Annotated in this window: 13 protein-coding genes, 1 tRNA gene and 1 riboswitch; of the genes, 7 read left to right on the top strand and 7 right to left on the bottom strand. The window is 54.0% G+C overall.

The window, feature by feature from the left end; translation table 11 throughout:
• Nucleotides 1-39 precede the first annotated feature (39 nt).
• Nucleotides 40-777 (top strand): IS1380 family transposase, encoded by a 738-nt coding sequence (locus tag HWX74_RS14355; RefSeq protein WP_176014189.1) that lies wholly within the window; start codon nt 40-42, stop codon nt 775-777.
• Between the two features lie 101 nt (nt 778-878).
• Here HWX74_RS14355 and HWX74_RS14350 read toward each other — a convergent pair whose 3' ends face one another.
• A complete protein-coding gene (locus HWX74_RS14350; protein ID WP_176014186.1) occupies nt 879-2,033 on the bottom strand; it encodes an IS4 family transposase in 1,155 nt (384 codons plus the stop codon).
• A gap of 337 nt (nt 2,034-2,370) precedes the next feature.
• Here HWX74_RS14350 and HWX74_RS14345 point away from each other — a divergent pair.
• A tRNA-Val gene (locus tag HWX74_RS14345) sits at nt 2,371-2,447 on the top strand.
• Nucleotides 2,448-2,464: 17 nt separating this feature from the next.
• Here HWX74_RS14345 and HWX74_RS14340 read toward each other — a convergent pair.
• Both HWX74_RS14340 and HWX74_RS14335 read right to left on the bottom strand, forming a co-directional pair.
• A complete protein-coding gene (locus HWX74_RS14340) occupies nt 2,465-2,605 on the bottom strand; it encodes a hypothetical protein (protein ID WP_176014188.1) in 141 nt (46 codons plus the stop codon).
• A 444-nt stretch (nt 2,606-3,049) separates the two neighbouring features.
• On the bottom strand, nt 3,050-3,475 hold the full coding sequence (locus HWX74_RS14335) for a transposase (RefSeq protein WP_303048113.1): 426 nt from the start codon (nt 3,473-3,475) through the stop codon (nt 3,050-3,052).
• A gap of 51 nt (nt 3,476-3,526) precedes the next feature.
• Here HWX74_RS14335 and HWX74_RS14330 point away from each other — a divergent pair, with 51 nt between their 5' ends.
• From HWX74_RS14330 to HWX74_RS14320, 3 genes are all read left to right on the top strand, one after another.
• The gene (locus HWX74_RS14330; protein WP_176014186.1) at nt 3,527-4,681 is read left to right on the top strand and encodes an IS4 family transposase; all 1,155 of its coding nucleotides are present in this window, start codon (nt 3,527-3,529) and stop codon (nt 4,679-4,681) included.
• A gap of 555 nt (nt 4,682-5,236) precedes the next feature.
• Nucleotides 5,237-6,253 (top strand): IS110 family transposase, encoded by a 1,017-nt coding sequence (locus HWX74_RS14325; protein WP_176014518.1) that lies wholly within the window; start codon nt 5,237-5,239, stop codon nt 6,251-6,253.
• A 48-nt stretch (nt 6,254-6,301) separates the two neighbouring features.
• On the top strand, nt 6,302-8,239 hold the full coding sequence (locus HWX74_RS14320) for a sialate O-acetylesterase (protein ID WP_176014185.1): 1,938 nt from the start codon (nt 6,302-6,304) through the stop codon (nt 8,237-8,239).
• 28 nt (nt 8,240-8,267) lie between these two features.
• Here the strand turns inward: HWX74_RS14320 and HWX74_RS14315 are convergent, their stop codons facing one another.
• The 4 genes from HWX74_RS14315 to HWX74_RS14300 form a co-directional block, all read right to left on the bottom strand.
• Nucleotides 8,268-8,999, bottom strand: coding sequence for a type II secretion system protein (locus HWX74_RS14315; protein WP_176014184.1), 732 nt, complete (start codon nt 8,997-8,999; stop codon nt 8,268-8,270).
• A gap of 44 nt (nt 9,000-9,043) precedes the next feature.
• Nucleotides 9,044-9,189: riboswitch (cobalamin riboswitch) on the bottom strand.
• Nucleotides 9,151-10,626, bottom strand: coding sequence for an ASKHA domain-containing protein (locus tag HWX74_RS14310; RefSeq protein ID WP_176014183.1), 1,476 nt, complete (start codon nt 10,624-10,626; stop codon nt 9,151-9,153). (Overlaps the previous riboswitch by 39 nt.)
• 25 nt (nt 10,627-10,651) lie before the next feature.
• Nucleotides 10,652-11,272 carry a B12-binding domain-containing protein gene (locus HWX74_RS14305; protein ID WP_176014182.1) on the bottom strand — a complete coding sequence of 207 codons (621 nt, stop codon included), beginning with the start codon at nt 11,270-11,272 and terminating at the stop codon, nt 10,652-10,654.
• A 65-nt stretch (nt 11,273-11,337) separates the two neighbouring features.
• Nucleotides 11,338-12,426 (bottom strand): uroporphyrinogen decarboxylase family protein, encoded by a 1,089-nt coding sequence (locus tag HWX74_RS14300; RefSeq protein ID WP_176014181.1) that lies wholly within the window; start codon nt 12,424-12,426, stop codon nt 11,338-11,340.
• Between the two features lie 243 nt (nt 12,427-12,669).
• On the opposite strand from HWX74_RS14300, the gene HWX74_RS14295 reads away from it, so the two are divergent.
• Both HWX74_RS14295 and HWX74_RS14290 read left to right on the top strand, forming a co-directional pair.
• Nucleotides 12,670-13,329, top strand: a complete 660-nt coding sequence (locus tag HWX74_RS14295; protein ID WP_176014180.1) for a hypothetical protein — start codon at nt 12,670-12,672, stop codon at nt 13,327-13,329.
• Nucleotides 13,326-14,255 carry an AraC family transcriptional regulator gene (locus tag HWX74_RS14290; RefSeq protein ID WP_176014179.1) on the top strand — a complete coding sequence of 310 codons (930 nt, stop codon included), beginning with the start codon at nt 13,326-13,328 and terminating at the stop codon, nt 14,253-14,255. The genes HWX74_RS14295 and HWX74_RS14290 overlap by 4 nt, the downstream gene beginning before the upstream one ends.
• Nucleotides 14,256-14,293 lie beyond the last annotated feature (38 nt).

Raw genomic sequence — 14,293 nt, 5'->3', positions numbered from 1 at the left:
GTAATATCTTACATCACAATATAACGCCGAGGTCTGCCAATGACAAAATGTAATGTTTCGATTCCGGTCTTTCAAGGTCCGAAAAGCAGAAAAATTGAATTCAATTTCGCCGGTGGAGATATCAGCAGTGACGGCGGGTTGCTTTTTGTGAAAGAATTCGACCGCAAACTCGGTTTTACCCGGCGCGCCGGTAACCTGCTGGATTCTTTTGATATTCGACAGCCCGGAAAAGTTGAGCATTCCTATCTGAGCATGCTTCGTCAACGAGTTTTTGGTTTGGTTGCCGGCCATGAAGATCTCAATGACCATCATGAATTGCGAACTGATCCGCTGATTCAAACTGTTGTCGGTCGTGATCGTCAACTCGCCACTCCAAGCACTTTATGTCGATTCGAAAATGGAATCGATCGTCGTGCTTGCGTAGATTTGAGCCGATTGTTTGTCGAATTCTTTATCGAAAGTTTCTCCACGCCGCCTCGAGAATTGATTCTTGATTTCGATGCTACCGATGACCTCACTTACGGGATGCAGGAAAATCGCTTTTTTCATGGCTATTATGACCACTATTGCTTTTTGCCGTTGTATGTTTTCTGCGGGGATCAATTACTTGTGGCTTATTTGCGTCCATCAAAAATTGATGCGGCCAAGCATGCCTGGGCGATTCTCTCGCTACTGGTAAAGCGCTTTCGGCAGAAATGGCCGAAGGTTAAGATTATTTTCCGGGGAGACAGTGGCTTTTGCCGGCAGAAAATGCTGAACTGGTCACACCTGTCCTAACAATTTTCAAAATGGCGTAATTTTCTGATTACGCCCCCTCATTTTCATCTATTTCACACCAATTCTCAAAAGTAGCCCCCCTTTGTTGTAAATCTGCTGTCCTAAAAAGCGAACTCTGGTTGAAATGATTCCGGCTCCGGTGGTTTGGTAAATGGTTGATCCAGCCATTGGCGCAAGTCGCGGTAAACAAATAGATTCCATTTCAGGAAAGTGACCAGGGTTGAAAAATGCCATTGCGCTTTCGACAAAAACTTCAGGTACTTGGTCAGCAAAATAGCGATAAGCGCTGTCCAAACTTGAATCCGAACCGCATTTTCGCTGGTGCCGATAAACGTTTTGATCTTGAAGTTCTGCTTGAGCATCTTGAAAAAGCTTTCGATTTGCCAGCGAGCCTTATAGATGTCGCCGATCGTTTGTGCGTCCAGCTCAAAATTGTTGGTTAGCAAGGTCAATGTCCGATGGTTTTCCACATCGCAGACGACCACTTTGCGGAGACGTTCCGGATATTTGTCTTGCGAACCACGCAGAAAAATGACTTCATCGCTCAAAACGGTTCCGGGATATTGCTTGACATCGTATTCCGGGATGTCGTAGGTCGTATTGGTCTTGAGGCGCGTGACAAAATCCACACCGGAGAGATTCCATTTATACAGCATGGAAAAATCAACGTATCCGCGATCACAAACCACCATGCTGTCACGCGGGAGTTCCATTCGTCTGGCGCTGTTTACCTCATGAACATCTCCATTGGTGAAATCAACGAACACGGGAAGATGACCATCGTGATCCAACAGCATATTGAGCTTGATTGCCCCTTTGGTTTGCCGATAGGTTGCCCATGGAAAAACTTTAACGCAAAGCTCAATCAGCGTTGCGTCGAGACTGTAAAGTTTCTTGGGAAACGAAAACTCATGCCGTGGCGCAATTGCATGGCAGTGTCCCAGAAGCATATGGAAAATATCGCCGAACATTTTCGGAGAGCGATGGGCATTGGCGTACGACAAGTTGGATTTGGTTGGAGCGGATTCCACTCCAAGATGATTCAATTTGCCTCCACAGGTTTTCAAACCTCCGCAAATCTCTCGCAGACTATTGGCCTGCGCCAACTGGCAGAAGATCATCGACACAAAATGTGCCCAACTGTCAAAGGACTGTTTTCGCTTGTCTCCATTGTGTTTCATGACTATTTCTTCAAATTCTCGCTTCGGTATCAAATCCAACACTTGACGAAAAAGACTGACTGATGTATTCTTCATTACGGAGCCTCCTTGTGGTTTAGGCAACCGTAATATACTATTACGGACAAGTTGGCTCCACTTTTTTCACCCTTTCAAAAGTTTGTTAGGACAGGCGTGACTCCTTCAAGCAAATATTGTACGTAAGTTAGTTAATTGCCGAATCTATATTCAACAGTCACCTGAATGACCCTATAATAAAAAATTTTCCAACTTTACGTCAGATGCCGTTTAACTTTTGACACACTATCTTTTATTAATTGAAGCAAAGTTTTTCCAGTGAAAAGCGGAAAAAACGTTCAAAGTCAATTTGACAAGCGTTGAATTTGCACTATAGTATTAGCACAATGAAACAGAGGGGCGTATAGCTCAGTTGGTTAGAGCGCTACGTTGACATCGTAGAGGTCGTAGATTCGAGTTCTACTACGCCCACCAGATTTTAACTCAATAAGTCATTGGCAATGAATAAGTTGCCATTGGTTTTTTCTTTTGAAAATTTTCGTTGAAACAACCTGCAAAAACCCGATTTTTCCTGCATTCTGGAATTCAATCCCTACATTTTCCCTACATTTTTCAGGCCAATTTTTAGTCATAATTTTCCCGTCTAACTTTGTAAAATTAAGTGATTTATCATTTCTCAACAAATAGCATTTTTTGACTATACTCGTGAAAAAAATGTTATTTTGACATTACCGCGGAACCAATATGGTCTGGGTGGTCTGGTTTCTACGTATTTGCAAGATAAATTGCCAAATACGAAGGAAACCAGGAATGTGCCGGCAAGGCCTGCCGGCAACCCACTTAACAAAGGAGGGCATTGTATAATGCCTGTATTCAAGAGGAAAACTTCCAAAGGAAAAATCAATGAATATCATTAATCCTGAATATTGCATGAAATGTTCGAATCGTCGAGAAATGTTGTAGCGATTCGAAAGTTTTTATTTCCGAGTCGCATGTTACCGTTTTTTCCGTAATTTGAGCCGATTCCTCCTTACCCCCGTTGTTGTTCGGCAAGCCGGGGACAGTTCTCCAAGCGGTTATTCCCTAACGATGATTTTCACAGCAATCAAGTGCAGGAGTTCCTGATTTGGATAAGTACTTGAAAGAGCAACATAAATTTTTCTGGTATTCCGTCGAACAATGGCGCCGATTTTCACCAGGTATAACCGAATACTGCCGCAGGCAGTCTCGGCAAATTCAGTTTCAGTCAGCAACAATGCCCGAAAATGCTCCATGAGAATATAGGCCGGACTTGAAAGCAGAAGCCGGAACTGGTTTGTCATAAAATCATGACAACTCGTCCGATCGGCAAAAAGGTCAAGTTGTTGCTCCTTGATCCGGTTTTCCATCTCTCCGCGGGCGCAATAGACTTTTTCATAAAGATATTGTCCGTCATCGTCAAGATTGGTGACGAGCACGCCTGTCCTAACAAACTTTTGAAAGGGTGAAAAAAGTGGAGCCAACTTGTCCGTAATAGTATATTACGGTTGCCTAAACCACAAGGAGGCTCCGTAATGAAGAATACATCAGTCAGTCTTTTTCGTCAAGTGTTGGATTTGATACCGAAGCGAGAATTTGAAGAAATAGTCATGAAACACAATGGAGACAAGCGAAAACAGTCCTTTGACAGTTGGGCACATTTTGTGTCGATGATCTTCTGCCAGTTGGCGCAGGCCAATAGTCTGCGAGAGATTTGCGGAGGTTTGAAAACCTGTGGAGGCAAATTGAATCATCTTGGAGTGGAATCCGCTCCAACCAAATCCAACTTGTCGTACGCCAATGCCCATCGCTCTCCGAAAATGTTCGGCGATATTTTCCATATGCTTCTGGGACACTGCCATGCAATTGCGCCACGGCATGAGTTTTCGTTTCCCAAGAAACTTTACAGTCTCGACGCAACGCTGATTGAGCTTTGCGTTAAAGTTTTTCCATGGGCAACCTATCGGCAAACCAAAGGGGCAATCAAGCTCAATATGCTGTTGGATCACGATGGTCATCTTCCCGTGTTCGTTGATTTCACCAATGGAGATGTTCATGAGGTAAACAGCGCCAGACGAATGGAACTCCCGCGTGACAGCATGGTGGTTTGTGATCGCGGATACGTTGATTTTTCCATGCTGTATAAATGGAATCTCTCCGGTGTGGATTTTGTCACGCGCCTCAAGACCAATACGACCTACGACATCCCGGAATACGATGTCAAGCAATATCCCGGAACCGTTTTGAGCGATGAAGTCATTTTTCTGCGTGGTTCGCAAGACAAATATCCGGAACGTCTCCGCAAAGTGGTCGTCTGCGATGTGGAAAACCATCGGACATTGACCTTGCTAACCAACAATTTTGAGCTGGACGCACAAACGATCGGCGACATCTATAAGGCTCGCTGGCAAATCGAAAGCTTTTTCAAGATGCTCAAGCAGAACTTCAAGATCAAAACGTTTATCGGCACCAGCGAAAATGCGGTTCGGATTCAAGTTTGGACAGCGCTTATCGCTATTTTGCTGACCAAGTACCTGAAGTTTTTGTCGAAAGCGCAATGGCATTTTTCAACCCTGGTCACTTTCCTGAAATGGAATCTATTTGTTTACCGCGACTTGCGCCAATGGCTGGATCAACCATTTACCAAACCACCGGAGCCGGAATCATTTCAACCAGAGTTCGCTTTTTAGGACAGCAGATTTACAACAAAGGGGGGCTACTTTTGAGAATTGGTGTGAAATAGATGAAAATGAGGGGGCGTAATCAGAAAATTACGCCATTTTGAAAATTGTTAGGACAGGTGTGAAGAAAAATATATTTTCAGACAATCGGTTTGCAAAATCTGGCGACAGAAATTAAAATAATTGCCGAAAAATTACTTCCGGCAATTTCACCGCAGACAGCCGCGGGAAATTGCCGGCCAATGTATTCCGGAGAAGTCATTCCGGAAAGGCAAAAAGAAAGGAGATGGTATGATAAATAACTGACGTTCGCGGAATCAGCTTTCTGCGTGTAATTTATGGCGATTAACTTACACGTTTGGAAGCGGACAGGTTGCAGACTGAATGTTTCAATGAGGCGCATCAGAAACGATGACGACCCCGGAAAGGAGATTAGTCAGATCTGTAAACCAGAGCGCCACCGTAGAGAGCGACTGATTAATCGACTACTCTGTATGGGAGGATGGTGAGGCCGTGACAGCAGTTCCGCTTCGATTCGTGAAAAACGAATGGAGGCAGAGAATGATGACAAGTTTTGTTGGAGTGGATTTGCACCGGAACAATTTTACTTATTGCATCCGGGTAAATGGGGAAGAACGGAAAATCGGCAAGTGTGAGATTACCGAACTGAAGGGCTTTGCCGCAATGCTCGGTCCGAACACGGCGATGGCGGTGGAGGCGACCGGAAATACGTTCATGTTTTGCAGCTCGCTGAAAGCTCATGTCGGGCGACTGGTGGTGGTGAATCCATCACAGTTCAAAGTCATCAGCATGTCCACCAAAAAGACGGACAAACATGACGCAAAAGTGTTGGCGGAGTTCCTGGAAAAGGATATGCTTCCGGAGGTAAGAGTGAAAGACGATTTGCAGGCGAAAATTTCAAGTCTGACGCAGACCAGGGAAAAACTGGTTCAGTTGCGTACCGTATTGAAAAACAAAGTCAACAATCTGTTAGCAGCTAACTTCATCGTGCTGAAACGGGAAGAACTGTCCACGGAGAAAGGGCTTTTGAAAGCATTGAGTTATCACTTCGACCCGATCACCGACACGGAAATGCTGGTGGTTGTCGAACAGATTCGCAGTCTGAACAAAAGCATTGAAAAACTGGATAAGGCGATTGAGGATCACGGCAGCAAGATGGACGGCTTCGACAACCTGAAATCCATCAAGGGAATCGGCTCGAAAGGTGCGGCGATCCTGTTGGCAACCATCGGCAATATCGCTGATTTCCGATCGGCAAAGCAGTTGGCCGCTTATATCGGAATCGTCCCCAGAGTGAGCAATTCAAATGACACGGTTTGCCACGGAAGAATCACGAAGAGCGGCAGCAAGATCGCCAGAACCGCTTTGGTGCAATGCGCTTTGATCGCCAAACGCTACAGCCCGTATCTCAATGCCTTTCATGAATCGGTAAAAAGTCGGCGGGGAGGTGCGAAAGCCAATATCGCCTTGGCTCGCAAATTCCTCGATATCGTGTATAGAACATTAAAAAACAATTGGATGTTTGAGAATTTTACTCAATTCAAGCTCGTAAAAAATTGAGTTTTTCTCGACATCGAAGTGGAAATTTATCATGGGAGGCGGTATTATATGTTGGAATTATCCGGACTGTTTTCCGATCACGCGGTGTTGCAGCGGGAAATGCCGATCGCAATCTGGGGCTGGGCGGCGCCCGGCACGACAGTTGAAGCAAACCTCGGAGAAGGCCGGGCGGTCGGATTCGGCCGGACCGGCGACGACGGCAAGTTTCTGATCCGTCTGGCGCCGCAACCGGCCGGCGGCCCGTGGAAGCTGGAAGTGAAGCAGGGCCGGGAACGCATCGAATTGCAGGACCTTTACATCGGTGAAGTCTGGCTGGCCGGCGGTCAATCGAATATGGAGATGCCGCTGGGCGGTTTCCAGACGCCGATCCCGGAAGCGGAAGCCATTGAATTCGGCGCGCCGGTACGTATGATCACGCTGCCGCGGGTAGCCGAACTCAGCCGGACAACCCGGGTGCGGGCCCGGTGGACGCGTCCGGAAAATCGGGAAACGCTGTTGCGCTGGAGTGCGGCGGGAGCGTATTTCGCGTCACGGCTTTCCCGCGAACTGAAAATCCCGGTGGGAATCGTGGCATCCAACTGGGGCGGAACCATTGCCGAAGCCTGGATCAGCCGGGAAACCCTGCTGGCCAATCCCGACACCGCTGCCAAAGTGACCGAATATGAATTGTTCGTTTCAAGTCCCGCTTATCGGGAAATCGTCGAAAAAGCCGGAGTCGACTCACCGGAATTCGCGACGCTTTCCCCGGAGGACCGGATGGCCCGGCTGGTTTCGAGCCAGGTTCCGACATACCCGCCGAACCGGGGCGTGGCCGCCGGCTGGGCGGCAACGGATTGCGATGACCGGGACTGGCCGGAGATGAAAGTGCCGGATTGCTGGCAAACCCAGAAGGATATGGACTTTTCCGGCGTGGTATGGTTCCGCCGCGAGGTGGAAATTCCGGCCGCCTGGGCGGGCCGCCGCCTGATTCTGGCTCCCGGCGCGGTGGACAAGCACGATGTCACTTATTTCAACGGAGTTGAAGTAGGCGCCACCGGGACCGGCTTGGAAACCGGCCATTGGAACGTGCCGCGTCATTATCCGGTCGCGCCGGAGCTGGTCAGGCCGGGCCGGGCGGTCATCGCGGTACGCGCTTATTCCTTCCTGTTCGGCGGCGGTCTGGTCGGTCCAGCTTCGGAGATGAAACTCTATTGCGCCGAGTCGCCGGAACCGGCGATTCCGCTGGCCGGCGCGTGGCGCTACCGGACCGAACTCAATCTGGGCGGCCCCCGGCGGAACCTTGTGGGAACCGGCTGTCCGAACAGCTACTCCATCCTTTACGACAGCATGATCCATCCGCTGCTGCCCTGCGCGATGCGGGGCGTGATCTGGTATCAGGGCGAATCCAACGAGGAACACCCGGAATTATATGCGCGTTTGATGACCGACCTGATCGGGGATTGGCGGCGGGCCTGGGGCAACCCTCATCTGGCCTTTTACCAGGTATTGCTGGCCTCCTTCCGCCGCACCGGCAATCCGGCCTGGCCTTTGATCCGGGAAGCGCAGATTCAGGCCGCGGAGGCCACCGGCACCGGTTATGCCAGCGCGGTGGATACCGGCGATGAAACCGACATTCACCCGCTGGATAAGCGGACTATCGGGGAACGGCTGGCGCTGCGGGCACTGGCCGATACCTACGGTTGCCCGGTGGAAGGGGAAGGCCCGACCCTGGCCGAAGTTCACTTGACGGAGAATGCCGTGGAACTGCTTTTCAGTCATGCCGCCGGCCTTTTCGCCCGCGGCGAACCGGCCGGATTTGAATTGGCCGGAGCCGACGGAACATTCCGGCAAGCCGCCGCCCGGATCGCCGGCAACCGGGTATTGCTGTCGTTTCCGGACGGCAACCGGCCCTGCCGGGTGCGCTATGCCTGGAGCGAAAACGCCCGGGAGGCGAATTGTTATAACGGCGCCGGACTGCCGATGGTGCCCTTCCGGGCACCTTGCTGATACCGCCGATGAAAGGCCGGAGCGATCGTCAGTCCAGGTCGAACAGTTCGTTGGTATCGCTGCCCCACCAGCCGATCCGGTAGACGTTCAGGCACTCCGTGGCGGAAAAACCGGTATAATGCGGTTTGGAAAAGACGATCGCTTCCGCCGAGACATGCCCGTCCACCCAATTGACGTTGGTCTTGTTTCGATGGCGGAAGTGGATGTTCGGCGACACGTACGGCGCCTGCGGCCCGTTGATCTGATAGGTTTCGACCTGAGCGCCGGAGGCGGTGAAATCGGCGGAATCGGCGAAAGCCACCGTCTCGGCCGGCTTGCGCACCCGGGAAACTTTCGCCTGGGCGGAGGCAAACGGGTATATCGAATAATTCATCGGGCCGAGATATTGCACATTGTAGCCGTAACCGCCGCTGCCGGTATTGTAGCCGGCGGCCAAAGCGCCCAGAACCGGACAGCGCCGGAGGCCGTCGCTTTCGCCGAGATATCCCATCAGGCCGCCTTCCGGCCGATAGACGCCGTTGTCGCTGCGGCCGCACCAGAGTTGCGAATTGTCGCCGTTGGCGCACAGGACGAAATAGTCGTCGCTGTCGCCGGCATAAAGCGCCAGCGCCAGACCGATCTGCTTCAAATTGCTGACGCAACGGATCGCCTGCGCCCGGGCTTTGGCCCGGGACAGCGCCGGCAGCAGCATGCCGGACAGGACAGCGATGATGCCGATCACCACCAGCAATTCAATGAGGGTAAAAGAAAAACGCTTCATGATAAACCTTTGTGTTGCGCGCACTTCCGGCGGTCGACCGTTCTTTCGCCCGCCTTTCCACTGACGTCCCGGGTCCCGGCTTGAGACGGCATTGAGCCGCTTCACACGGTTGCGCGACAGCTCCGGCCTTTCACCGGATTCACCGCTGACGTCACATCAATAATAGAGCATCAATATAATCAGATTCAAAGGAGGCAATGCTGTTCAGCGGCACCTCCTGCGGCAAATCGATCAGCCGCTCCAACTCTTCCAGCCATTCCGGCTCCGCCGCCAGCCTGGCGGCCGCCGTCAACGCCGTATTGCCGACGACGCGATATTCTCCCTGCGGCAAAGCCGGCAGCATGCCGACCGCCACCGCCGCGTCCAGATTCAGATAGCGGGCAAATCCGCCGGCCAGATAAATCCGTTTCACCGCCGCAAGCTCCAGGCCGGCATGCTTCAGCAGCGAACCGATACCAGCGTACACCGCCGCTTTGGCTTTCAACAACTGTTCGATATCCGCTTCGGTAATCACCACCTCCCCGGCCAGCCGGTAAAAGCGACAATTGCCGTCCGATTCGAATTCCGTCAGCCGGCCGAATTCCGTCAGCAGTCCGCCCGCCCTTCCCGCCGCCAGAAAGTCAATGAAAGCCGAACCGCAAATACCCGCCGGCGGCAAACCGCCGACCGTCGAAAAGACCGGCTTGCCTCCTTCCAACCACAGATGTTCGATCGCACCCGGCACCGCCCGGCTGCCGCAACGCACCCCGGCGCCTTCAAAGGCCGGGCCGGCCGCCGCCGCCGCGCACCACATCCGTTCCGCGCCGGCCAGGACAATTTCACAATTGGTACCGATATCGACCAGCAATTCCCCCGGCCGGAGCCCGACGATGCCGACGCCGCCGGCCAAATCGCCGCCGACATATCCGGAGATCGCCGGGACGGTCAGCAGCGGCACCGTCAGTCCGAGCATTTCCGCCGTCGTTTCCGGAAAAACCCGCAGCGGCGGCGTGAACGGCAGCACCCCGATCGGCGCCGGATCAATGCCGTGCCACAAACAGCTCATCACCGTATTGCCGGCCAGCGCCACCCGGGACACCCGTGCCAGCGCCTCCTTTGGAAACGATCCGAGAATGCCGCGCACCGTGTCGATCGCCGCCTGCCGCAACTGCGGCAGCGCGGCGGCGGCACCGCTAATCCGGCTGGCGATATTGTCGCCATACCGGTTCTGCAAATTGAAAGCGCCGCCGGATGCCAACAACTGTCCATCGGCGATCAGCGCCGCCGCCACCGTCGTCGTCCCCAGATCGATCGCCAATACCGTTTCGGTTCTTTGCGGCAAAATGGCAAGATCAAATGCAATCTGACCGGTCGCCGGCAGGAAACTTTCCGCCGGCACGACAATTCCAGCATCGCCGCCGAGCAGCCTGGCGCGACAGGCGTTGACCCAGGCCGGTGCGGCAACTTCCCGGCCGTCGACCGAGCAACAACCGGCAACCAGCCGGACCCGGCAGCGGCCGCAGGTTCCCAACCCGCCGCAACGGGTATCCAACCCCAGTCCCGCCCGCCGCAGAACCGCCGCCAACTCTTCCCCCGCCGCAGCGGCAATCAACCGCGGTCCGGCCGGGCTTGCAACCGTCAGATTCATCTCAGAGCGTTACTCCGACCGGAGTTCAACAGGCCAGCAGCCGGTCGACCAGCTTCACCGCGCCGTTGGCATCGGAACTGTAACCGTCGGCGCCGATCTCATCGGCATACTGCTGGGTCACCGGCGCGCCGCCGATGATCACTTTGACCTTCTTTCCCTTGAAATGCTCGACCACCTCTTTCATATACGGCATCGTCGTCGTCAGCAGCGAACTGCAGCCGATCACCTGAGCGCCCTGGGCCACCGCGCTCTCGTATTTGGCGGTATCGCAATTGACCCCCAGATCGATCACCTCATAGCCGGCGCCCTTCAGCATGATCGCCACCAGGTTCTTGCCGATGTCGTGCAAATCGCCTTTGACCGTGCCGATGGCGACTTTGCCGAGCGGTTTGCGGCCGGTGTTGGCCAACAACGGCTCAATCAGCGCCAACCCGGCCTGCATCGCCCGGGCGGCGATCAGCAGCTCCGGCACATAGGCTTCGTTGCGGGAAAATTTGTCGCCGATCTCCCGCATCGCCGGAATCATGCCGAGGTCCAGCACGTTGTTCAAATCCTCGCCGGCATCAATCGCGCTTTGGACCAGGGCGGTCACCTCGTTGCGCTTACCGCTCATCACCGCATTTTTCAACGCCTCAAAATCAGTCATTTTTTTGATTCTCCCAACTATCAATTTACCGTTTGATTCTTATTCCGGAACATTCCTCTTACACTTTACTTCCCATACCGCCCCAGCGCCAGCCCTTTTTCGGCGAAATGCCGGTAAGTATCATAACTGCAGGTCTCCGGAATCGAATGATCGGAGTGCAGGATATAACCCTTTCCGCCTTTCAGCACCGGAATTTTTTCCTCCAGCTCCCGGTCGATCGCCGGCCAGTCGTTGGCCACCAGGTTGCGGGTGTCCAGGCCGCCGCACAGCGCGATGCGGTCGCCGAATTCGCGATGAATGCGCAGGACATCCATCCCGGCCTTCACTTCGATCGCCTGCAGGCAATCGATGCCCGCCTCGATCATGCCCGGCAGCAGCGGTTCGACAAAACCGCAGGAGTGCATGATCACCGGCAAGCCGTTGGCGTGGGCAAAATCGATCGTCCGCCGGTGGGCCGGAAAAATCAGTTCCCGGTACATCGCCGGCGACATGAACGGCCGCTCCTTGAATCCCATGTCCTCGTAGAACCAGACGCCGTCCGGTTTGCCGCCTTCGGCCAGCAGGATTTCCATCAGTTGAATCCAGAGCTCGGCATAAGTATCGGCCATGTCGGCGATCCACTCCGGATCCAGCCCCATTCCCATCAACAGGTTTTCATGGCCGCAGATCGGATGGATCGATTCGAACACATTGACGCCGGACCAGCAGAAAAAGCGGTTCGCCGCCGCCGCCGCCGCTTTCAAATCACGGTAAGCGGCCAGATTGATGCGCTCCGGCGCCGCCTGTAAGCGCGGCTTGGCCAGCGTCTCCCAGTCTTCGCGGCAGGCGACGGCGAATTTGATATGTTCCGGCGTCGTATCGTGATTCTTATGACGGCGAAGCCAGGCGAAATTGCCGTCCTCCAGCGTCACCGTCTCCTCGTCCTCGGCGATGACGACATCCTGAAAGCCACGGCGCAGCCGCAAGTCGAACACCCAGGCCTCCTCGAGGTCGTAGCCGAAATGGCCGGGCAACTCCTCGGAAGGGCCGAGTTTGCCGTCCCGCCGCCATTGCCGCAGCGTATCATTCCAGAAATGTTCGCAAAAACCGATGCGATCCACCGGTTTGCCGCTCAGAATCCCGGAAATGCGTTCCACCCCGGTCAATTGCCCCATATCGTTACCTCTCCTTCGTGATTACATGAACCGGATTGATTTACTTTACACCACGTTTCGATTGTCGCCTCTCATTATAAGTCGAAAAACTCGAACCATCTTCCTTGTTTTTTGCTTTTTTTTGCTCTATTTTATCTTTATGACGACAAAGACAACCATCGGCAAGCAAATGATAATATAGAGCAAGAAAATTCGGCGGCAGTTCCCTATATTAATGCGAAAATCAACCGGAGAAAGATTTCGATGAACGCCATACACTATTTGGACGGGTTTACCGTCCGCTACGACCTGCCGACGCTGTCGGAGCAATTGAAGCTGACCGCCGATCTGCCGGAATATGAAGAATTTGCCAAACTGCTGGAGCAGGCCGGCGCCGCCGCCGATCCGCGGGCGGCATTTCTGCCGCTGCCGATTCTCGAACGCCGCCATCAAAGTCTGAGCGTGCCCGGCGCCGTATTCGTTTCACCGCTGCTGGCCAGGCAGTGCGCCGGCGATACGCTGTATCTATTTGCCGCCAGTTGCGGCAACCGGTTGGACAAACTGCACCGCGACGGCGATGACGTGCTGCGCGATTACTGGCTCGACGTCCTGAAATTCGAGGCGCTGCGCCAGGTTTCCGAAGAGCTGCGCCACCGGCTGCCGGCCGTGGACAATCTGAAGGCGATCGAACCGACCGACGAAGGCATCTGGCCGTTGAGCGGCCTGCGGGATCTCTTCCGGGCGATGCCGGAGCCGATGCGGCAATTTCTCGCCATCGAATTGACCGACAATCTCTACATGCTGCCGAACAAAAGCCGGGCCGGCGTCTATTTTCAGGCAGCCGATGCCGATTTCTGCCCTTGCCATTACTGCAAACTGCAAAACCGCTGTCCGAACAGCCCGCTGCAGGGGGCCCATGTATGATCTCCGCCGTCCTCCAGGAGAGTGCGGACTGGCTCGACCCGACGCTGGAAGCGCGGATATCCTGCCACGAAATCACCTGGAGCGACAGCCGGAAACCGGAATCCATCCGGACCGGCGGCGATCTGAATTTCCACGTACTGCCGCATAGCGGCACTTCGCCGCACACCCATGATTTCGCCGAAATTCTGCTGGTGACCGACGGCGCGCTGGTCCACCGGGTCAACGCCGAACGCCAATTCCTGCAAACCGGCCACCTGCTCTTCATCCGGCCGAACGACCTGCACTATTTCGAACCGGCCGGCCAGGCGGAGAAATGCGAATTCGTACTGCTGGATTTCCGGCTGGAACTCTTTCTGACCCTGAGCCGCTATCTGGAAAATGACGCTTTTCTGCAGCAGTTGACCGCGCCGGTGCTGCCGCCGACGTTTCGGCTGGACGCGGCGGCCACCGCCGAGCTGTACGGCAATCTGCTGCGCATCAATTCCCATTACGCGCTGCCGCAGTTGCGCAAGGTCAAACTGAAAATCCTGCTGGCCGAGCTGATGACGCACTATTTCCTCGACGAGGCCAACCGCCTTTCCGAGGCGCAGGTGCCGGACTGGCTCGAGGAACTCTGCGCCAAAATGCGCAAGCCGGAAAATTTCATCGCCGGACTGGGCCGGATGCAGCGGCTGGCCTGCCGGACGCCGGAACACCTCTGCAAGAGTTTCCGCCGCTATCTGGAAAAAACGCCGACCGATTTCATCAATGAGCTGCGCATCGCCCAGGCGGCCCGCTGGCTGACCGATACCCGTGACGACATCGTCGTCATCGCCGAACGGCTCCGTTTTCAAAGCCTCAGCCGTTTTTATCATCTGTTCAAAAAACAATACGGTCTGTCGCCGGCCAGATTCCGGCAGCTTTATTCCGCCGGCAAGCGGATCTGATAGCGGGAACGGCAGCCGGAACGATCTAAAATCCACAG

The sequence above is a fragment of the Victivallis sp. Marseille-Q1083 genome, assembly GCF_903645315.1.
Classification (GTDB): Bacteria; Verrucomicrobiota; Lentisphaeria; order Victivallales; family Victivallaceae; genus UMGS1518.
The sequence above is the reverse complement of the archived record's forward strand: the minus strand, read 5'-3'. Positions and strand labels throughout refer to the sequence as shown.

Excerpts from the sequence above, each read along its gene's own strand:
- HWX74_RS14305 (WP_176014182.1), bottom strand. The coding sequence starts at position 11,272 with ATGACTGATTTTGAGGCGTTGAAAAATGCGGTGATGAGCGGTAAGCGC.
- HWX74_RS14290 (WP_176014179.1), top strand. The coding sequence starts at position 13,326 with ATGATCTCCGCCGTCCTCCAGGAGAGTGCGGACTGGCTCGACCCGACG.
- HWX74_RS14355 (WP_176014189.1), top strand. The coding sequence starts at position 40 with ATGACAAAATGTAATGTTTCGATTCCGGTCTTTCAAGGTCCGAAAAGC.
- HWX74_RS14325 (WP_176014518.1), top strand. The coding sequence starts at position 5,237 with ATGACAAGTTTTGTTGGAGTGGATTTGCACCGGAACAATTTTACTTAT.
- HWX74_RS14295 (WP_176014180.1), top strand. The coding sequence starts at position 12,670 with ATGAACGCCATACACTATTTGGACGGGTTTACCGTCCGCTACGACCTG.
- HWX74_RS14300 (WP_176014181.1), bottom strand. The coding sequence starts at position 12,426 with ATGGGGCAATTGACCGGGGTGGAACGCATTTCCGGGATTCTGAGCGGC.
- HWX74_RS14330 (WP_176014186.1), top strand. The coding sequence starts at position 3,527 with ATGAAGAATACATCAGTCAGTCTTTTTCGTCAAGTGTTGGATTTGATA.
- HWX74_RS14315 (WP_176014184.1), bottom strand. The coding sequence starts at position 8,999 with ATGAAGCGTTTTTCTTTTACCCTCATTGAATTGCTGGTGGTGATCGGC.
- HWX74_RS14310 (WP_176014183.1), bottom strand. The coding sequence starts at position 10,626 with ATGAATCTGACGGTTGCAAGCCCGGCCGGACCGCGGTTGATTGCCGCT.
- HWX74_RS14340 (WP_176014188.1), bottom strand. The coding sequence starts at position 2,605 with ATGACTAAAAATTGGCCTGAAAAATGTAGGGAAAATGTAGGGATTGAA.
- HWX74_RS14320 (WP_176014185.1), top strand. The coding sequence starts at position 6,302 with ATGTTGGAATTATCCGGACTGTTTTCCGATCACGCGGTGTTGCAGCGG.
- HWX74_RS14350 (WP_176014186.1), bottom strand. The coding sequence starts at position 2,033 with ATGAAGAATACATCAGTCAGTCTTTTTCGTCAAGTGTTGGATTTGATA.